The 19,585-nt window shown below is 68.7% G+C and carries 19 protein-coding genes, 1 tRNA gene and 1 pseudogene; 10 read left to right on the forward strand and 11 right to left on the reverse strand.

What is annotated here, in order from left to right; all coding sequences use genetic code 11:
- Nucleotides 1-42: 42 nt before the first annotated feature.
- Nucleotides 43-1,305 (reverse strand): helix-turn-helix domain-containing protein, encoded by a 1,263-nt coding sequence (locus OG730_RS21095; RefSeq protein ID WP_327305709.1) that lies wholly within the window; start codon nt 1,303-1,305, stop codon nt 43-45.
- Between the two features lie 370 nt (nt 1,306-1,675).
- On the opposite strand from OG730_RS21095, the gene OG730_RS21100 reads away from it, so the two are divergent.
- Entirely contained in the window at nt 1,676-2,302 is a 627-nt protein-coding gene (locus tag OG730_RS21100) for a helix-turn-helix transcriptional regulator (RefSeq protein WP_327305710.1), read from the forward strand.
- Nucleotides 2,303-2,363: 61 nt separating this feature from the next.
- Here OG730_RS21100 and OG730_RS21105 read toward each other — a convergent pair whose 3' ends face one another.
- A complete protein-coding gene (locus OG730_RS21105; protein WP_327305711.1) occupies nt 2,364-2,648 on the reverse strand; it encodes a hypothetical protein in 285 nt (94 codons plus the stop codon).
- A 243-nt stretch (nt 2,649-2,891) separates the two neighbouring features.
- Nucleotides 2,892-2,974: transfer RNA gene (locus OG730_RS21110), tRNA-Leu, on the reverse strand.
- 293 nt (nt 2,975-3,267) lie between these two features.
- Here OG730_RS21110 and OG730_RS21115 point away from each other — a divergent pair.
- The 7 genes from OG730_RS21115 to OG730_RS21145 all read left to right on the forward strand — a co-directional run bounded on the left by OG730_RS21115 (nt 3,268) and on the right by OG730_RS21145 (nt 12,605).
- A complete protein-coding gene (locus OG730_RS21115; RefSeq protein ID WP_327305712.1) occupies nt 3,268-4,116 on the forward strand; it encodes an FHA domain-containing protein in 849 nt (282 codons plus the stop codon).
- A gap of 10 nt (nt 4,117-4,126) precedes the next feature.
- Nucleotides 4,127-4,630: an FHA domain-containing protein FhaB/FipA gene (locus OG730_RS21120; protein WP_327305713.1), complete on the forward strand. Its 504-nt coding sequence runs from the start codon at nt 4,127-4,129 to the stop codon at nt 4,628-4,630.
- A 147-nt stretch (nt 4,631-4,777) separates the two neighbouring features.
- Nucleotides 4,778-6,253 (forward strand): PP2C family protein-serine/threonine phosphatase, encoded by a 1,476-nt coding sequence (locus OG730_RS21125; protein WP_327305714.1) that lies wholly within the window; start codon nt 4,778-4,780, stop codon nt 6,251-6,253.
- A gap of 31 nt (nt 6,254-6,284) precedes the next feature.
- Entirely contained in the window at nt 6,285-7,709 is a 1,425-nt protein-coding gene (locus OG730_RS21130; RefSeq protein WP_327305715.1) for an FtsW/RodA/SpoVE family cell cycle protein, read from the forward strand.
- Nucleotides 7,706-9,181, forward strand: a complete 1,476-nt coding sequence (locus OG730_RS21135; protein WP_327305716.1) for a peptidoglycan D,D-transpeptidase FtsI family protein — start codon at nt 7,706-7,708, stop codon at nt 9,179-9,181. The genes OG730_RS21130 and OG730_RS21135 overlap by 4 nt, the downstream gene beginning before the upstream one ends.
- A 216-nt stretch (nt 9,182-9,397) precedes the next feature.
- Complete coding sequence (gene pknB / locus OG730_RS21140; RefSeq protein WP_327305717.1) at nt 9,398-11,428, forward strand: Stk1 family PASTA domain-containing Ser/Thr kinase; 2,031 nt, start codon at nt 9,398-9,400, stop codon at nt 11,426-11,428.
- A gap of 139 nt (nt 11,429-11,567) precedes the next feature.
- Nucleotides 11,568-12,605, forward strand: coding sequence for a restriction endonuclease (locus tag OG730_RS21145; RefSeq protein ID WP_327305718.1), 1,038 nt, complete (start codon nt 11,568-11,570; stop codon nt 12,603-12,605).
- A gap of 47 nt (nt 12,606-12,652) precedes the next feature.
- On the opposite strand, the gene OG730_RS21150 is transcribed toward OG730_RS21145, so the two are convergent.
- The 6 genes and pseudogenes from OG730_RS21150 to OG730_RS21175 form a co-directional block, all read right to left on the reverse strand.
- Complete coding sequence (locus tag OG730_RS21150; protein WP_327305719.1) at nt 12,653-13,369, reverse strand: class E sortase; 717 nt, start codon at nt 13,367-13,369, stop codon at nt 12,653-12,655.
- A gap of 10 nt (nt 13,370-13,379) precedes the next feature.
- Nucleotides 13,380-14,060, reverse strand: a pseudogene (locus OG730_RS21155) (class E sortase); the annotation flags it as partial.
- Nucleotides 14,061-14,221: 161 nt separating this feature from the next.
- Entirely contained in the window at nt 14,222-14,860 is a 639-nt protein-coding gene (locus OG730_RS21160; protein WP_254382122.1) for an aminodeoxychorismate/anthranilate synthase component II, read from the reverse strand.
- A complete protein-coding gene (locus OG730_RS21165) occupies nt 14,857-15,057 on the reverse strand; it encodes a hypothetical protein (protein ID WP_266960486.1) in 201 nt (66 codons plus the stop codon). The genes OG730_RS21160 and OG730_RS21165 overlap by 4 nt, the downstream gene beginning before the upstream one ends.
- Nucleotides 15,058-15,122: 65 nt before the next feature.
- Nucleotides 15,123-15,815: a class E sortase gene (locus OG730_RS21170; protein ID WP_442814971.1), complete on the reverse strand. Its 693-nt coding sequence runs from the start codon at nt 15,813-15,815 to the stop codon at nt 15,123-15,125.
- Between the two features lie 7 nt (nt 15,816-15,822).
- Nucleotides 15,823-16,599, reverse strand: a complete 777-nt coding sequence (locus tag OG730_RS21175) for a DUF881 domain-containing protein (RefSeq protein ID WP_327305721.1) — start codon at nt 16,597-16,599, stop codon at nt 15,823-15,825.
- A 91-nt stretch (nt 16,600-16,690) separates the two neighbouring features.
- Between OG730_RS21175 and crgA the strand changes: the two genes are divergently transcribed.
- Nucleotides 16,691-16,945 (forward strand): cell division protein CrgA, encoded by a 255-nt coding sequence (gene crgA, locus OG730_RS21180; RefSeq protein WP_327305722.1) that lies wholly within the window; start codon nt 16,691-16,693, stop codon nt 16,943-16,945.
- A 106-nt stretch (nt 16,946-17,051) separates the two neighbouring features.
- Here crgA and OG730_RS21185 read toward each other — a convergent pair whose 3' ends face one another.
- Complete coding sequence (locus OG730_RS21185) at nt 17,052-17,924, reverse strand: rhomboid family intramembrane serine protease (protein ID WP_327305723.1); 873 nt, start codon at nt 17,922-17,924, stop codon at nt 17,052-17,054.
- A gap of 108 nt (nt 17,925-18,032) precedes the next feature.
- The gene (locus OG730_RS21190) at nt 18,033-18,560 is read right to left on the reverse strand and encodes a peptidylprolyl isomerase (protein ID WP_327305724.1); all 528 of its coding nucleotides are present in this window, start codon (nt 18,558-18,560) and stop codon (nt 18,033-18,035) included.
- Between the two features lie 176 nt (nt 18,561-18,736).
- Between OG730_RS21190 and OG730_RS21195 the strand changes: the two genes are divergently transcribed.
- Nucleotides 18,737-19,492, forward strand: coding sequence for a DUF5324 family protein (locus OG730_RS21195; RefSeq protein WP_327305725.1), 756 nt, complete (start codon nt 18,737-18,739; stop codon nt 19,490-19,492).
- The last annotated feature ends 93 nt before the right edge of the window (nt 19,493-19,585 follow it).

Genomic DNA, 19,585 nt, shown 5'->3' on the forward strand with positions numbered 1-19,585 from the left:
CGGGGATTCCCTTCGGGGGGTGGAGAGCGGACGTGCTGCTCGTCAGGGAGTCACTCGGCGGTGGTCCTTGCCTTCGGCGAGCTTCAGGGTTTCGGCGAGCGCGCGCCACACCTCGGCCGACAGTCCGACCCTGCCGGCCTCCTGTGCCTCCTTGGCGATGCGCTCCATGTCGGCCACGGCGTCCACCCGGTTGCCCTCGATGAGGGCGAGCTGGTTGTCGAGGACGCCCAGCCGTACGCGTTCCCGCACGCCGAGGATTTCGACCCGCTCGGCGAGCTCATCGCTGATCTCCCGCGCCTCGGAGAACCTGCCTTCATAAAACGCGAGTTGCATCTTCATGATGAGTAACTCGCACTGGTGCAAAGGCAGTCCCATGACCTTCACCACCGATCCGGCCTCCTTCAGGCACAGTCGTGCCTGAAGGGTGTCCCTCGGATCCATCTGGAGGTACATCGACGCGGCGGCGAGCCGAACCCGCATCCACAGCACCGGATCCTCGTTGCTCGGCATCCGGTCGAGCGCCTTCTGCATCGTCTCGTCGGCCGCGGAGCGGTCACCGTGGCGCACGCAAACGCCGGCGGCCGTCCACAGCACCTCCACCTGGAGCCGTACCGGGATCTCGTCGTCGAGCGTGTCGACCAGGCTTTCGGCACGCTCGCGCGCCTGCACGAGCTGCCCGTTCTCGGCGTCGAGTGAGACGAGGGTCATCAGCACCTCCACCCGGTCGCGGCGCGGCAGGTCCTCCTGCTCGGCCAAGGACAGGGCTTCGCTCGCGCAGTCGCGAGCGCGCGCGAGGTCGCCCGAGTCGCGCAGCATGCGGGCGAGCCTGACCCGGGACCGGACCCGGAGGTCCGGCAGGTCGATCTCGTCGCTGAGCTCGGTCAGCTCGTGGACCTGCCGGAGCCCCTCGGCCGCCCTGCCCTGCATCTGGTAGCAGCGGGCCAGCAGCCAATGGGCCTGCCAGCGCAGGACGGTGTCGCCGTCCTGCTCCAGCAGCAGGGCGTTCTCCAGGACCGCGGCCAGCTGAGCAGACTCGCCCACGGTGGCGACCGTGGCGAGCACCCGCGCCAACGGGCCGCCCGCGGAAGCGCGGAAGGCCGAAGACGTCACCTCCAGCCGGGTGCAGAGGTAGGACAACACCCTCGGCGTCGGAGGCCGCGCCCCAGACTCCAGCCTCGAGAGATAGGCGGCCGAGATCGTCGAACCGGCGAGCTCCGCCTGCGAGAGACCGCGGACCACGCGAAGTGCTCGGAGACGGCGCCCGAAGACCGGCTGCTCCGGGAGGCGGTCAGGGCGACTAGACATGGCGACCAGGCTGCCGGGCACACGACACTCTTGTCAATTTAGGCAACTTCCTGTCACTTCCTCGCCGCTTTGCTTTGCCTAACCATAGGAGTCAGGGAAGCTGACGGCGGCCGGGCAGTAGCGTCACGGCCAGTCGATCCGACGGGCGGAGGTGGCCTGTAGGGCACCGGCACGAGCCGATACGACACCGCCACTGCCGGGACCCAACCACGACCTTTCGACCGTGACAAGCTTTGTCAATTAATTGACACTTCTGGCAATTGATCTTTAGGATCCCTGGCAGCGGCTGCGCTGTCCGACTCCCAGGGGGATCCCGGGCACCCGCACAGCCGAAGCACGAGCAACACGCACGGGGGCATGTGAGATGAGGATGAACTTCGCTGGGCTGTCGCAGATCCGCCGCGCCATCCAGGGCGCGCGCCAGGAAGTGCTGCTGTCGCTTCCCGGGCACGACCCGTCCTGCGAGCAGCAGCTCGAACAGCAGGTGGACACCGCGGCGGCGCGCAGCATCACCGGTGACTCCGGTATCGCGGTGAGGATGTACGTGCCGTCGGCGGTACGCGGTACGGACCGGCTGCCGGAACGCACCCTGTCAACGCTGGCGATGGAAGGCCTGGAGATCCACTCGACCTCGGGCCGCAACCCTCGTATGGCGATCATTGACCGGTCTGTCGTCATCCTGGCCTGCAACCAGGCCGACTACGACGACGGGGCACTGATAGGCCACGGCCTGCCTTTCACCCCCATCCTGGTCCGCTCGCTCACCTCGCACCTGCCAGAGGACGACACCGTCCTCCCGGATGGCGGAGCGCTCAACCCGATCTCCCGCGAGGTGCTCCGCCAACTGACCCTGGGTACCAAGGACGAGGCCGCAGCGCGCGAAATGGGCATGGCTCTGCGCACATACCGTCGGACGGTCGCCCGGATCATGGACTCCCTCGACGCCCGCAGCCGCTTCCAGGCCGGTTACATGGCGGCGCAGCGCAACTTGCTCTGAGCCCCTGCCCGGAGAGCGCGTGCGGAAACCGCGGAGCCGGGCCGACGCCGTCGACCGGTGCCTATTGGTCTGGAGTCCCCGGCTCCGGTGCGAGTCCCTCCAGTTCGCGTACACGCTCAATCATTTCGCTGATGGACCGCAGGCTCTTGTGGGACAGCCCTGCCGTCCTGAGCGCCACGTGCTGCACCTGCGTGTCCCTGAGCGCCACGAGCAGGTTGAGCTCGGCATTCACAGTCGCCGTCACCTGGTCGTCGAAGAAGTACGCCGGCGGTACACCGAAGAACTCAGGCTCCGCGAACGACTCGAAGCCGGCGGCACCCGGCGAATCCGCGGCATCGCCGCCCACACCCTGCTCCTCCCCTCGGCACCTGGACCCCAGAGGGATACGCGTCACACATCTGACCGCACACCCGGCGGGTCACCCCCTACGAGAACGCGACTGCCGACGGCACCCCAGCCGTCGGCAGTCGCATGTCCGGAGCCAGGCATCCCGCCCGACCCGCACAGACAAAACAAAACGGTCGTCATCGTGATCACGATGACGACCGTTCCGTCGTTGCCAGGACACCGTTCTACCGGTGCCCATCTGTGCGCGAGGGGGGATTTGAACCCCCACGTCCCGAAGGACACTGGCACCTGAAGCCAGCGCGTCTGCCGTTCCGCCACTCGCGCAAAGTGACTACCAGCGGTTCTTCCCTTGCGGGCCGTTCCCCTGGCGACATCGGAACATTAGCACGTCGGAAGGGCTGGATTCACATCGCTTTTCGTGCTCTCCCGATGCCCGCCGACGACCGCCCCTCCCGCACTCGGCCGCCGGTGCGGGACACTGTCCTCGGGGCGCCCCTACGATCGCTTGTGAGGACCAACACTCATGCGCACGTGACCGATGGGGAACCACCCGAATCCGCCACGCGTGGATACGATCAGTAAGCAGTACAGGGCGACAACGACGGAGGAGGTGCCCCATGGGAGTCCTGAAGCGGTTCGAGCAGCGACTCGAAGGTCTGGTGAACGGCACCTTCGCCAAGGTGTTCAAGTCCGAGGTCCAGCCGGTGGAGATCGCGGGCGCCCTCCAGCGCGAATGCGACAACAACGCCACCATCTGGAACCGCGAGCGCACCGTTGTCCCCAACGACTTCATCGTGGAGCTGAGCACGGGCGACTACGAGCGCCTGAGCCCCTACTCGGGCCAGCTCGGCGACGAGCTCGCGGGCCTCGTCCGCGACTACGCCAAGCAGCAGCGCTACAGCTTCATGGGCCCCATCAAGGTCCAGCTGGAGAAGGCCGACGACCTGGACACCGGGCTCTACCGGGTCCGCAGCCGCACGCTCGCCTCCAGCACCTCCCAGTCCCCCGGCCAGCCCGGTCCGGGCCAGGGCAACCAGGCCCCCCCGGCCCAGCCCGGCGGCTACGGGTACCCCCCGGCCTCCCCGCCGCCCATGCCCGCGGGTCCGCCCCCGGGCGGACCCGGCGCACGCAGGCCGGCCGCGGGCGGTCCCGGCGGACCGGCTCCCGTACCCTCCGGAGGCGCCGTCCGGCGCCACTGGATCGAGATCAACGGCACCCGCCATCAGATCTCGCGCCCTACGCTCGTACTCGGCCGGAGCACGGAGGCCGACGTGCGGATCGACGATCCCGGCGTATCGCGCCGGCACTGTGAGATCCGGACCGGAACGCCCTCGACGATCCAGGATCTTGGGTCCACCAACGGCATCGTGGTGGACGGGCAGCACACCACCCGCGCTACGCTCCGCGACGGTTCACGGATCGTCGTGGGCAGCACCACCATCATTTACCGGCAAGCCGAAGGGTGAAGCGGGGGCAATGTCAGAGCTGACCCTGACGGTCATGCGGTTGGGTTTCCTGGCCGTTCTGTGGCTGTTCGTCATCGTGGCCGTCCAGGTCATCCGCAGTGATCTCTTCGGTACGAGAGTCACCCAGCGCGGTTCCCGCCGCGGCGGGGGCGCTTCCGGCGCCCCGGCGCAGCAGGGCCGCCAGGCCGCTGCTCCACCACAGCAGCGCCAGCGCCGCGGTGCGCCGACCAAACTCGTCGTCTCCGAGGGCACCCTCACGGGCACCACGGTGGCCCTCGCCGGCCAGACGATCACCTTGGGCCGGGCCCACGACTCGACGATCGTGCTGGACGACGACTACGCCTCCAGCCGGCATGCCAGGATCTACCCCGACCGTGACGGCCAGTGGATCGTCGAGGATCTCGGGTCCACCAACGGCACGTATCTCGACCGGACCCGGCTGACCACCCCGACGCCCATTCCGCCGGGCGCACCGATCCGCATCGGCAAGACCGTCATCGAGCTGCGGAAGTAGTACGAGAATGAGCGAGCGGAGCGAGCGAGCCGCAGCGGTCCGTCCCACCGGGGACACGGACCCGCGCGCGCTCCAGGCCGGAGGGTGGGCAGTGTGGCTCGAGACCGGTTGTATCCCGAGGCATCGTCGTCGACAGGGCAGGTGCGCATGAGTCTGTCCCTGCGGTTCGCCGCCGGATCGCACAAGGGCATGATCCGCGAGGGCAACGAGGACTCCGGCTACGCCGGCCCCCGTCTCCTCGCGATCGCCGACGGCATGGGCGGCCAAGCCGCCGGTGAGGTCGCCAGCTCCGAGGTGATCTCCGCCCTCGTGCAGCTCGACGACGACGTCCCGGGCTCCGACATGCTCACCGCGCTCAGCACCGCGGTGCAGCGCGCCAACGACCAGCTGCGCGTCATGGTCGAGGAGGACCCCCAGCTGGAGGGCATGGGCACCACGCTCACCGCCCTGCTGTGGACGGGCCAGCGCCTCGGCCTGGTCCACGTCGGCGACTCCCGCGCCTACCTGCTCCGCGACGGCGTCCTCACGCAGATCACCCAGGACCACACCTGGGTGCAGCGCCTCGTCGACGAGGGCCGGATCACCGAAGAGGAAGCCACCACCCACCCGCAGCGCTCCCTGCTGATGAGGGCCCTGGGCAGTGGCGACATCGTCGAGCCCGACCTCTCCATCCGCGAGGTCCGGGTCGGCGACCGCTACCTGATCTGCTCCGACGGACTCTCCGGCGTGGTCTCGCACCAGACTCTGGAAGAGACCCTCGCCGACTACCACGGCCCCCGTGAGACCGTGGCCTCGCTCATCCAGCTCGCGCTGCGCGGCGGCGGCCCCGACAACATCACCTGCATCGTGGCCGACGTCCTCGACACCGACAGCAACGACACCCTGGCCGCGCAGGTCAACGACACCCCGGTCGTCGTCGGCGCGGTCGCCGAGAACCAGCACCACCAGCTCTTCGACGGCGGCAACGCCATGCAGACCCCGGCCGGCCGCGCCTCCGGGCTCGGCCGCCAGAGCCCCCCGCCCGCAGGCTCCTTCGGGCCTCCCGGCAGCGGCGAGGCCCCGGGTTACGGCGGTTACGGCGCCCAGGGGCAGGGCGGCGGAGCCGACGCGTACGGCAGCTTCGGCGAGCCCGACCCGTACGACGGCGACTCCGGGTACGAGGACACGTACGACCACCCGCGCAGGCGCCGCGGCAAGGGCCGCAAGTGGACCACGCGCACGCTCACGCTGCTCGTGGTCCTCGGTGTCATCGGCGGCGGACTGTACGCGGGCTACCGCTGGACCCAGACGCAGTTCTACGTCGGGGTCAAGGACGAACACGTGGCACTGTTCCGCGGGATCAGCCAGAAGCTGGGCCCGCTGGAGCTCTCCAAGGTGGAGACCGACCGCCCCGACATCGAACTGAAGTACCTGCCGTCCTTCAAGCGCAAGCAGGTCGTGGACACGATCAGCGAAACCAGCCTCGACGCGGCCCGTACGAAGATCGACGAACTCGGCACCCAGGCCTCCGCGTGCAAGAAGGACGAGGAGCGCCGTGCGGCCGAGGCGGCGGGCAACCAAACACCCGGCCCCGTCCTGACTGCCGCCGAGCAGCAGGTCGCCGGCCAGTGCGAGAAGCAGTAGACATACGCGGGCACAGGGGGCCCGCCACACCATGAGCGTTGTCACCAACACGACCACCATCGGCGCCATCGAGCTGCCGAGCCGGCGGAACACCGAGCTCCTGCTGCTCGTCTTCGCCGTGGTCATCACGATGTTCGCGTACGCCAACGCGGGCCTGTCGATCGACGGCAAACTGCCCCCGGGCATGTTCACCTACGGACTCGGCCTCGGCGTCCTGGCGGGCATCGCCCACTTCGTCGTGCGGCGCTACGCCAAGTACGCCGACCCGCTGCTGCTGCCGATCGCCACGCTCCTCAACGGACTCGGCCTCGTCCTGATCTGGCGCCTCGACCAGTCCGAGCGCCTGCAGAACCTGGCGAAGCGGCAGTTCGGCGCCTTCACCGAGTCCGCGCCCCGGCAGATGATGTACACGGCCCTCGCCATCGCCCTGTTCGCCGGCGTGCTGCTGTTCCTCAAGGACCACCGCATCCTGCAGCGGTTCACGTACATCTCCATGGCCGCCTCGCTCGTGCTGCTGATCCTGCCCGTGATCCCGGGCCTGGGAGCGGACGTCTTCGGCGCCAAGATCTGGATCAGCGTCGGCGGGTTCTCGATCCAGCCCGGCGAGTTCGCGAAGATCGTCATCGCCGTCTTCTTCGCCGGCTACCTCATGGTCAAGCGCGACGCCCTGGCGCTCGCCAGCCGCCGCTTCATGGGCCTCTACCTGCCGCGCGGCCGCGACCTCGGCCCGATCCTGATGATCTGGGCGATGAGCCTGCTCGTCCTGGTCTTCGAGAACGACCTCGGCACCTCGCTGCTCTTCTTCGGCATGTTCGTGATCATGCTGTACGTGGCCACCGAGCGGACCAGCTGGATCGTCATCGGCCTGCTCATGAGCGTCGGCGGAGCCGCCGTGGTCGGCGCCACCGCCAGCCACGTCAAGGCCCGCGTCACCGCCTGGCTCGACCCCTTCGCCTGCTACCAGGACTCCAACGCCTGCGAGCAGATCGGCCAGTCGATCATGAGCTTCGGCTCCGGCGGAGTCCTCGGCACCGGCTGGGGACAGGGCAACTCCGACCTCATCGGCTTCGCCGCCAACTCCGACTTCATCTTCGGCACCGTCGGCGAGGAGCTCGGGCTCACCGGGGTCATGGCCTTCCTGCTGCTCTACGGCCTGATCATCGAGCGGGGCGTGCGCACCGCCCTCGCCGCCCGCGACCCCTTCGGCAAGCTCTTCGCGATCGGCCTCTCCGGTGCCTTCGCGCTCCAGGTCTTCGTGGTCGCCGGCGGAGTCATGGGCCTCATCCCCCTGACCGGCATGACCATGCCCTTCCTCGCGTCCGGCGGCTCGTCCGTCCTCGCGAACTGGATCCTCATCGCCATCCTCATCCGGATCAGCGACACCGCACGCCGCCCTGCCCCGGCCCCGGCACCGTCCCCCGACTCCGAGATGACCCAGGTGGTCCGCCCGTCATGAACAAGCCCCTGCGCCGCATCTCGATCTTCTGCGGGCTGCTCGTCCTGGCACTGCTCGTGCGGACCAACTGGCTGCAGTACGTCAAGGCCGAGGAGCTGAGCACCCGCAAGGAGAACCGCCGGGTCCAGATCGCCCAGTACGCCACCGAACGCGGCAACATCATCGTCGAGGGCAAGCCGATCACCGGGTCCGTGGTCACCGACGGCAGCGACTACAAGTACAAGCGGACCTACCTCAACGGTCCCCTCTGGGCCCCGGTGACCGGCTACGCCTCGCAGGCCTTCGGTTCCACCCAGCTCGAATCCCTCGAGGACGGCATCCTCACCGGCAACGACGACCGGCTCTTCTTCGACCGCACCATCGGCATGTTCACCGGCGAGAAGAAGCAGGGCGGCAACGTCGTCACGACGCTGAACTCCGCCGCGCAGGAAGCCGCCTTCAAGCAGCTCGGCGACAAGAAGGGCGCCGTCGCCGCGATCGACCCGCGCACCGGCGCGATCCTCGCCCTCGTCAGCACCCCCTCGTACGACCCGTCCAGCTTCGCCGGGGTCTCGCAGTCCGTGGACGGCAAGGCCTGGAACGAGCTCAAGGACAGCGAGGACAAGAAGCTCGTCAACCGCGCCCTGCGCGAGACCTACCCGCCCGGCTCCACCTTCAAGGTGGTCACCGCCGCCGCGGCCCTGGAGCACGGCGTCGTCACCGACATCAACGCGCCGACCGACACCGAGGACCCGTACATCCTCCCGGGCACCAAGACCGAGATGGTCAACCACGCCCCGAACTGCGGCAAGGCCACCCTCAACTACGCCCTCCAGGTCTCCTGCAACTCCGTCTTCGCCAACATGGGCGACAAGGTGGGGCGGGACAACATGGTGAAGACCGCCGAGAAGTTCGGCTTCAACAACGGCAAGATCGACACCCCGGTCCGCGCCTACCCCAGCGTCTACGACAAGACGATGGGCAAGGACGGCAACGCGCTCAGCTCGATCGGCCAGTTCAACACCGCGGCCACCCCGCTGCAGATGGCCATGGTCACCGCCGCCATCGCCAACAACGGCAAACTGATGAAGCCGTACATGGTCAGCCACCTGCAATCGCCCGGCCTCGACATCGTCGAGAAGCACGAGCCGGAGGAGATGAGCCGTCCCCTCTCTCCCGAGAACGCGGAGAAGGTCCGGGCCATGATGGTCAACGTCGTCGAGAACCCGAACGGCACCGGCCGCACCGCCCGGATCCCCGGCGTGACCGTCGGCGGCAAGACCGGCACCGCCCAGCACGGCGAGGGCAACAAGAAGCGCCCGTACGCCTGGTTCATCTCCTACGCCCAGAACCCCGACGGCAGCTCCCCGGTCGCGGTCGCCGTCGTCATCGAGGACAGCAGCGCGGACCGCGAGGACATCTCCGGCGCCGGCCTCGCCGCCCCCGTGGCCAAGGCCGTCATGCAGGCCGTGCTGAAGAGCAACAAGCAGTGACGGGTGGGGCCGGGCGCCACGCGAGAGCCGCACGGGGCGACAATTCTGTGATCCGGGACACCATTCCCGCCCGGATCGGAGCGTAGGGTACCGGTCCGGTATCAGCCTGTGGTCACGAACCGATCACCGGCGATCGGCCGGTAGCCTTTGCGCGAACAGCACACCGCCGGACCACACACGGGTGCGGTCGGGACTGACGGAGAGGGCTGCAACGTTATGGAAGAGCCGCGTCGCCTCGGCGGCCGGTACGAGCTGAGCCACGTGCTCGGCCGCGGTGGCATGGCCGAGGTCTACCTCGCCCACGACACCCGGCTCGGCCGTACCGTCGCCGTCAAGACCCTGCGCGCCGACCTCGCTCGCGACCCGTCCTTCCAGGCCAGGTTCCGCCGCGAGGCCCAGTCGGCCGCATCGCTCAACCACCCGGCGATCGTGGCCGTGTACGACACCGGCGAGGACTACGTCGACAACATCTCCATCCCGTACATCGTGATGGAGTACGTCGACGGCTCGACCCTGCGCGAGCTCCTGCACTCCGGCCGCAAGCTGCTGCCCGAGCGCACCCTGGAGATGTGCATCGGCATCCTCCAGGCGCTGGAGTACTCGCACCGCGCCGGCATCGTGCACCGCGACATCAAGCCCGCCAACGTCATGCTGACCCGCTCCGGCCAGGTCAAGGTCATGGACTTCGGCATCGCCCGCGCCATGGGCGACTCCGGCATGACCATGACGCAGACCGCCGCCGTCATCGGCACCGCCCAGTACCTCTCCCCGGAGCAGGCCAGGGGCGAGCAGGTCGACGCGCGCTCCGACCTCTACTCGGCCGGCTGCCTGCTGTACGAGCTCCTCGCCGTCCGGCCGCCGTTCATCGGCGACTCCCCGGTCGCCGTCGCCTACCAGCACGTGCGGGAAGAGCCCCAGCCCCCGTCGAACTTCGACTCCGAGATCACGCCCGAGATGGACGCGATCGTGTTGAAGGCGCTGGTCAAGGACGCCGACTACCGCTACCAGTCCGCCGACGAGATGCGCGCCGACATCGAGGCCTGCCTCGACGGCCAGCCCGTCGCCGCCACCGCCTCCATGGGCGCCGCCGGCTACGGCTACCCCGACCAGGGGCACGGCTACGGACACCAGGGCTACGACCAGCCCACCACCGCCCTGCGCACCACCGACCCGAACCAGACCTCCATGCTCCCGCCGATGTCCCCGGGCGACGGCGGATACGGGGGCCCCGGATACCCGGACCAGGGCGGCTACGACCAGGGCGGCCGCGGCCGGCGTCCGCAGAAGAAGAGCAAGGCCTCCACGATCCTGCTGGTCACCGCCGGCATCCTCGTCCTGGTCGGCGCGATCCTCATCGGACGCACCCTCTTCGAGACCAAGGCCGACAACCGGCCCACGGTGCCCAAGTTCATCGGCGAGACCCTCGCGGCGGCCAAGGCGAACGGGACCAACGTCGGCATCGTCGTCGAACAGGCAGGGGAGATGCCCTGCGACGCCGCCCCCAAGGGCAGCGTCTGCGAGCAGGACACCCCCGAGGGCACCAAGGTCGCCAAGGACTCCGTCGTCAAGGTGAAGGTCTCCACGGGCGCGCCCAAGGTCCTCGTCCCGAACGTCGTCAACCTGGCGATCGCCGACGCGGAGAAGGCGCTCCAGGAAAAGGGCTTCCAGATCGAGAAGAAGCTGGAAGAGTCCAGGCGCCCCGCCGGCACCGTCATCGATCAGACCCCGAAGAGCGGCGAGGCCGAGAAGGGCTCGACGGTCACCGTGACGGTCGCCAAGGAAGTCTCCAAGGTCACCGTCCCGGACCTGACCGGCAAGACCCGGGAGGAGGCCATCAAGCTCCTCACCGACGCCAAGCTGAAGCTCGGCAGCCAGACGGAGGTGGACGCGCCCGCCGGCACGGCCCCCAAGACGGTCGTCAACCAGGACCCCACCCCCAACAGCGAGGCCGAGGTCGGCGCGACGGTCAACATCTCCATCGCCAAGGAGATCAAGCAGCTCCAGGTCCCGAACCTGGTCGGCCGGACCATCAACCAGGCCAGGGCCGAGCTCGCTTCCAAGGGCCTGATCTTCGGATCCGTACTGTCGGGCTCCTCGGACGGCAAGGCGAGGATCCTGAGCACGGACCCGCCGGTCGGCAGCCCGGTGGACCCCAACGCGGTCATCAACGTGAACACGGTCCCCGACAACCAGCAGAACGGCGGCAACGACGGCGGCGGCTTCTTCGGAGGCCTCGGCGGCAGGTAGCCCCCGGCAGCGCGCACCAACGGCTGCGGCCCCTCTCCACGAGAGGGGCCGCAGCCGTTTCTCGTACGTGTCTTCATATGTACGAAATTCGTTAGCCCGGACGGGGGTGGGCAGCAGGCCCGCCCAGGAGGGACGGGTCATGATCAACGAATCGGTACTGCTGGAGTCCTGCACCATGCGCACGAGCGTCCTGGGACGGACGGAAGTCCTGGACAAGGTGAAGACGCTGTCACTGCTGCCGGACGGGCTGCATGTGACTACGGCGATGGTGGCGGCTTACTACGAGGTCGGCATCAAGGCCATCCGGTCACTTGTCCTCGACCACCGCGAGGAGTTGGCTGCCAGCGGCTATCGGACTTTGACAGGTACAGAACTGAGCTCCTTTAAGGAGCTCAGTTACATCCAGTCACAGGCTTCGTCACTCGCAGTATTCCCCCGACAGGCCATCCTCAACGTCGGAATGCTGCTCCGGGACAGCGAAGTCGCACGTCAGGTGCGTACGTACCTCCTCGACACCGAGTACGAGGTTCGCACACGCCCTGTGGATAACTTTGTCCACAGCCCCAACTGGGACGAGGTCGACGAGCGGATCGACAACCGGATCACCGATGTACTCGGCAGGACCGTCGTGCCCCTGCTGAACGTTCTCATCGAGACCTCGGGCGAACAGCGCCGCGAGCTAATCTCCCTCCGCGAGGACGTCGTACAGATCCAGATGAAGCTCGTCGAGCACGACCTCCAGCTCAGCCGCCTCCAGCGCGGCCAGGACGTGAGGGCCCTCACCGGGGTCATCGGGACCATCGACGCGATGAACTGGAAGGAGTTCGAGCTGCACGTCGCAGAGCTGCTGCGTCGCGACGGGTGCACCGACGTCGAGGTGTACGGCGGGCACGGCGGCGACCGCGGGGTCGACATCAGCGCCCGCACCGCCGACGGACGGACGGTCGCCGTGCAGTGCAAGAACTTCGCGCCCTTCCGGCACGTGCTCAGCGGTGAGATGCAGAAGTTCCTGGGCGCCGCGAAGGTGTTGCGACGGGCCGATGTGGCGCTCTACGTGGCCACCTGCGCCTTCACCCGGGAGTCCCTGGCCATCGCCGCTCAGGGGGGCGTCACGGCCGTCCACAGGGGGCTTCTGGAGGCCTGGAGCGCCGGGGTGCGGCTCCAGGTGCTGCGGTAATTTCGAGAGTGACAAGTTGTCACTCTCAAGTTGGGCTGCCCACAGTCTCAGCGCAGCTCCGCCGGAGGCGTCCGCTTCGCGTCGACGTGTTCCGCGCGGACCAGCTCGCCCCACACGATGTAGCGGTACTTCGAGGTGTACACGGGGGTACAGGTCGTCAGGGTGATGTAGCGGCCCGGGGCCGTGCGGCCGGATTCCTTGGGGATCGGGCTGATCGCGTCCACGTTGTACTTCGAGGTCTGGGCGAGGTCGGCGAAGACCTTGTACACGTACCAGGTGTCGCGGGTCTCGAAGACGATCGCGTCGCCGTTCTTCAGCTTGTCGATGTTGTGGAACTTGGCCCCGTGCCCGTCGCGGTGCGCCGCCAGCGCGAAGTTGCCGCCCGCCGGGTCCCCCGGAAGCGCCGACTTCACCGGCTCCGTGTAATACCCCGCGACCCCGTCGTTCAGGACCTCCGCGCCGGTGCCCCGTTTGACCAGCACCTCGCCGTTCTTCATCGCCGGCACGTGCAGGAAGCCGATCCCGCCCTGGGTGTCCAGCGCTCCCGGCGCCGCGGACGCCGCCTGCGAGGGCGCCCGGTCCCACTGCTGGCGCACCGCGTCCCCGCGCGCCGAGGCGTCCCGGTCCGCCAGGACGTTCGTCCACCAAAGGGAGTACGCCACGAACAGCCCGAGCACCAGGCCCACCGTGATCAGGAGCTCGCCCAGCAGGCTCAGGAACCCCGCGAGGGCGCTGCGGCGCGGGGGCGGTGCGACACGTGACACTGCGGATCCTCTACGGGCTGTTCAGCTCGGGCGGAGCACCCTGGCTGCGGGGGCGTTCAGCGGTCATCCTGCCCCATACGATCATCCGGTAGGTGCTGGTGAACTCCGGGGTGCAGGTGGTCAGCGTGATGTACCGGCCCGGGGAAGTGAAGCCCGAGCCGGCGGGCACCGGCTTGATGACCGACACGTTCGACGGCGGGGTCTGCGCGAGCTGCGAGGTCATCTCGTACGTGTAGTACGCGTCCCGGGTCTCCACCACGATCTTGTCGCCCGGCACCAGCCGGTTGATGTAGCGAAACGGTTCGCCGTGCGTGTTCCGGTGGCCCGCCAGGGCGAAGTTGCCCTGGGGATCGGCCGGCATCCCGGTCGCGAGCGGCCCTTCGCCGTAGTGGCCGACCAGGCCCTTGTCGAGGACCTTGGCCTTGTTCGTGCCCTCCGCGACCGGCACCTTCACGTCCAGCTTCGGGATGTACAGGATCGCGAAGCCCTGGCCCGGCTCGAACGCCGCCGCCACCGGCGGGGCGGCCGCCCCGGCCGGATCGCGGTCCCAGTTCTGGAGGAGGGAGCCGGCCGCGCTGTCGGCCGTCCGGCCCGCCAGGTAGTTCGTGTACCAGAGCTGGTAGCCGACGAAGAGGAGCATCACCACGCCCAGCGTGATGAACAGCTCCCCCGCGAGCCTGCTGACGACCACGACCGGCCCGCCCGACGCCGGCCGCCTGCGCCGCCGGCCCCGGCCCTGACCCCGGCTCTGGCCGCGGCCCCGGCCTCGCGTACGCGCGCGTTTCTCGGCCTCCTGCGCCGCCCTGCGTCGCGCTGCCCGGCCCTCGGTGGGCGCGGACGGCGCGAGCACCGTCACGCGACGGCCTTGCCCACCACCGGGGCGAGCCCCACCGAGCGCTCCACCGCGCCCGCGTCACCGCAGCGCACCAGCCAGTTCGCGAGCATCCGGTGGCCCCACTCGGTCAGCACGGACTCGGGGTGGAACTGCACGCCCTCGACGTCGTGCTCGCGGTGGCGCAGGCCCATGATGATCCCGTCCTCGGTCCGCGCCGTGACCTCGAGGGTGTCCGGGAGGGTCGGCGGCTCGGCCGCGAGGGAGTGGTAGCGGGTCGCGGTGAACGGCGAGGGCAGTCCCTCGAAGACGCCGAGGCCCTCGTGGACCACCGGAGAGGTCTTGCCGTGCAGCAGTTCCGGAGCCCGGCCGACCACGCCCCCGTAGGCGACGGCCATCGACTGCATGCCGAGGCAGACGCCGAAGACCGGTACGCCCGTGTCGGCGCAGTGGCGGACCATGTCCACGCAGACACCGGCTTCTTCCGGCGTGCCCGGGCCCGGGGACAGCAGGACGCCGTCGAAGCCGTCCTGGGCGTGGGCGAGCTCGACCTCGTCGTTGCGCAGCACCTCGCACTCGGCACCGAGCTGATAGAGGTACTGGACCAGGTTGAAGACAAAGCTGTCGTAATTGTCGACAACCAGAATGCGCGCGCTCACGGAGTCGCTCCCGATCCCTCGTCCACCGTCACATCGTTGAACGGAAGCAGCGGCTCGGCCCACGGGAAGACGTACTGGAACAGCACGAACACCACCGCGAGCACCAGCACGAGGGAGATCGCGACGCGTACCCACGCGTTGCCCGGCAAATGCCGCCAGATCCAGCCGTACATGCCGCCTGTGTCCTTTTCGTCCACGATCGTTCAACGCACCGCAGGGGCGGTACGTCCACAGCCTAAAGCCACCCGCCCGGCGCGGAGGGTCACCTTGCCAAACCCTCCGGTGAGCCCTGGGCGAGGGTCCGCGTACCGGTCAGTTCGGCCCAGACCACGAGCCGGTGGCTGTGGCCCCATTCCGGGTCGCAGGTGGTCAGCGTCAGGTACTTGCCCAGCCCGGTGAAGGGCGAACGGGCCGGCACCGGATCGACGACGCCGACCTCCGTGGGGAGGGTGCGCAGCACGTCGGCGCGGACGGTGTACGTGTACCAGCCGGCGGCGTCCTTGAGGATGACGAGGTCGCCGGGGCGCAGCTTGGGGATGTCCTTGAAGGGGTCCCCGTACGTGCGCCGGTGGCCGGCCACCGCGAAGTTCCCGGTGCCGCCGAGCCGGGCCGTGCCGGCGTAGTGGCCCAGGCCCTTCTTCAGCAGCTCCGTGCCCGTGCCCTCCAGGACCGGCTTGTTCCAGTCGGGCCCGAAGCGCGGGACGTACATCTCGGCGAAGGCCCGGCCCGGCGGGTACGCGGCGGTCTCGGGCCCGGCCGGGGCCTTCGGCGGCGCGGGCAGCGGGGCGGCCGCGGGCGCCGCGGACCAGCGGTCGCGCATGCGGGCCATCTCCCCGTCCATGGCCTGGTCGGCCTTGACCCCGGTCCACAGCAGGACGTAGGCCACGAAGAGCACGATGAGCGAGCCCGCGGTCAGGCACACCTCGCTGAACGTCCGTACCAGCAGGCGCGGCACGTCGACGTCACGGGGTCGCGGACTCCAGCGGCTTCGCATAGTGGAGGTCCACTGTGCCGGAGTAGCCCGGAAGTGTCAGCGCCTTGTGCTCGTCCACTTTCCAGCCGAGCCCGTACGCGTTCACGTACAGCTGGTAGTTCTGCAGCGCCGGGGAGGCCGCGAGGGCCTTCTTCAGGGCGCCCGGGTCGCCGACGGCCGACACCTTGTACGGGGGCGAGTACACCCGGCCCTGGAGGATCAGGGTGTTGCCCACGCAGCGCACGGCGCTGGTGGAGATCAGCCGCTGGTCCATGACCTGGATGCCCTGGGCTCCGCCCTGCCACAGGGCGTTGACCACGGCCTGGAGGTCCTGCTGGTGGATCACCAGGTCGTTGGGCTGCGGCTCGGGCACGTTGGGGATGCGCGCCGTGGCGTTGGGGGGCGCGTCGTTCAGGGTCACCGTCAGGCCCTTGCCGGAGAGCTCCTCGGTGCCGGAGGCGGCGCGCAGGGCGGCCAGCTTGGCGTCCTCGGCCTTGGTGCTCCCGTTGTCGCGGTCGGCGAGCGCGTCTACCTCGCCGCGTGCGGTGGCGGTGCTCTTCTCCAGCTCCAGATTGTTCTGGCTGCGCTCCTGGATCAGGTCGGACAGCTTGAGGAGCGAGGCGTCCGTCCGGATGTTCGTACCCTTGGAGGTGTTGAAGCTGGTGACGAAGATCAAGCCGGCGAGAGCGAAAACGGCGGCCGTGAGCAGCCGGACCGGTCTGGCACGGCGACGGGGACCCGCGGAGGAGTCGTCGGAATTGCTCAACGTACCCTTCTCCTTCAACGCCACAGGTCCACTACGCTAACGGACGCCCGGGGCAGGCCAGGTCCCCAGCCCATCGACAGGAGAGCCCCTCGTGCCGAAGTCACGTATCCGCAAGAAGGACGACTACACGCCGCCCCCCACGCGGACGCCGCAGTCGATCAAGCTGACGAACCGCAACTGGGTCGCCCCGGTCATGCTGGCGTTCTTCTTGGTCGGCCTGGCGTGGATCGTCGTTTTCTATCTGTCCGAGACCCAGCTTCCGCTCGAAGCCCTCGGAAATTGGAACATTGTGGTCGGATTCGGCTTCATTGCGGCAGGATTCGGCGTCTCCACGCAGTGGAAGTAGTCCGGCTCCGCAAGCTCTCCCCATGAGTTATCCACAGCGTCATCCACACCTGAGGAAAAGACAGAAGATCTGTGGATAACTCTGTGGAGAGTTGACGCCGGTGTGATCAGGTGAGTGCGGAAAGCTCGGCCGTCCGGAGCACGATCAGGGCTGTGGCCAGCAGAAACACCGCCACACAGGTGCCCCACTGGACGAATTTGCGATTCCGCGCGCCCATGTCCTTGGCGGGCCACAGGAAGCCCAGTGCCACCAGCGCACCGGTGAACAATCCACCGATATGGGCCTGCCACGACACGTTCAGCCCCGGCATGAAGGTCAGCACCAGCATGAACACCGCCATGGTGATCAGCGGGCGCATCTCGTACCGCATCCGCCGGAACAGCACCACGGTGGCGCCGAGCAGACCGAAGACGGCGCCGGAGGCACCGAGGGTCGGGACGTACATCGGGGTCAGCAGGTAGACCACAGCGCTGCCGCCCAGCGCTGACAACAGGTACACGGTGAGATATCGGGCCCGACCCAGCGCCTGCTCCAGCGGCCCGCCGATGAACCACAGGGCGAGCATGTTGCCCAGGATGTGCAGCGGGCCGACGTGCAGGAACGTCGAGGTCAGCAGCCGGTAGTACTCGCCGGCGGCGACGCCTTCGAGTGGGCTGCCCGCCAGTCCGAAGAGAAAAAGTCGGCGCTCCAGCCCGGGGAAGACGAGGGTCGCCAGGAACACCGCCACGTTGATCCCGATCAGGATCTTGGTGACCAGGTACGGATCGGCGGCGACCACCCCGCCCGCGATCGTCCGCGGAGCGTTGGCGGCGGGCCCGTGGCCCGTTCCCGAGCCTCCCCGGACGCACTCGGGGCACTGGAAGCCGACCGAGGCACTGATCATGCAATCGGGGCAGATCGGCCGCTCACAGCGCGTACAGCTGATCCCGGTCTCGCGGTCCGGGTGCCGGTAGCAGCCCGGAAGACGGTCGGTGTCCATCGGTCCCCTCGGTCGGGCGGAGAACGCAGCGGCGAGGCGGCGGATCCACCCGCGCCCGTCCGGTACGTATCGAGGACGGACGGGCGGGGCCGAAAGGTTCCCCTGCGGTCAGCGCTTCTCGATGACCACGGACTGGATGATCACGTCGTCGAGGGGACGCTCGGTGCGCGGGTTGGTGGGACCCGCGGCGATGGCGTCGACGATCTTCTGGCTGGCCTTGTCGCCGATCTCGCCGAAAATGGTGTGCTTGCGCGTCAGCCAGGCCGTGGGGGCGACGGTGATGAAGAACTGCGAGCCGTTGGTGCCCGGGCCGGCGTTGGCCATCGCGAGCAGGTAGGGCTTGGTGAAGGCCAGGTCGGGGTGGAACTCGTCGGCGAACTGGTAGCCGGGGCCGCCGGTGCCGTTGCCCAGCGGGTCGCCGCCCTGGATCATGAACCCGCTGATGACGCGGTGGAAGACGGTGCCGTCGTAGAGCGGGTCCGTGGTCTTCTGCCCGTCCGTGGGACGCGTCCACTCGCGCTCACCGGTGGCGAGTTCGACGAAGTTCCGCACGGTCTTCGGGGCGAAGTTCGGCAGAAGCTCGATCTCGATGTCGCCGTGGTTGGTCTTCAGGGTGGCGTAGAGCTTCTCGGCCACGGATCTGCCTTTCTCTCGTCGTCACTGTCGGTTTCAGATCCTCCCACGGAGAGCTGCACCGGACGGAAATCGTCCACTCGTATGCCCTGTCGCGCATGCCGGTCAGCGGTATGGGAGGCATGATCCGACAAAGGGTGGAAAGGTGAACTGTGTCCGCCACCGAGGAGGAGGATCCTGTGACCCGCAAGGAAAGCGTGCGCCTGGCAGCATCAAGTGCCAGGGATACGGCGCGGCACGCAGCGGAAGTGGTGGCGCCGTACGCGGAATCCGCCAAGCACGCTGCGGTGCATTACGCCCACGAAGCAAATGAACGGCTGGCGCCGAAGGTGTCGTACGCGGCCGGCGAGGCTGCCAAGCAAGCCCGCCAGACGTACGACTGCCACGTACAGCCCCGGATCAAGTCGGCGCGCTCCCACGTGCCGCCGAACGTCGACCGGGCGGCGTCCCATGCCGTGAAGCAGACCCGCCTGGCGGCCCGCTCCGCCGTGGACTACACGCAGCCGCGGCTGGAGAGCGCCCTCGCGGCGGCCCAGCCGGTGGCCGAAGAGGCCGCGTCCCGGTCGACGGCGGCGCTGGCGGCCCTGCGCGGCCAGGTGTCGGCCAAGGAAGTCCACAAGCTCGTGCGCAAGCACGAGCGGCGGGCGCGCTGCGGCCGGTGGTTCAAGGGCGCGGCCGTGGCCGGCGTCCTGGCCGGCGGGGCCTACGCCGCGTGGCGGTGGTGGGACCAGCAGTCGAACCCGGACTGGCTCGTCGAGCCGCCGGCCGCCACCGAGCTCTCGGCTCGGGAGGAGGCCCCGGCCTCCTTCGACGAGGAGCTGGCGGCGAAGAAGGCCGAGGGCGAGGGGTCTGATTTCGTGTCCGGCCTGGAAGCGGAGGCCGAGGCCGCGCAGGAGCGGATCGACGCGGAGGACGCGAAGCGCAAGCACCGCTGAGGACGCGTGAAGGAATGAACGTGAAGGAATGAACGAGAGCGGGGCCCGGATCCTTTTCCAGGATCCGGGCCCCGCTCTCGTGTGTTCGCCCCG

The sequence above is a fragment of the Streptomyces sp. NBC_01298 genome (assembly GCF_035978755.1).
Taxonomy (GTDB): Bacteria; Actinomycetota; Actinomycetes; order Streptomycetales; family Streptomycetaceae; genus Streptomyces.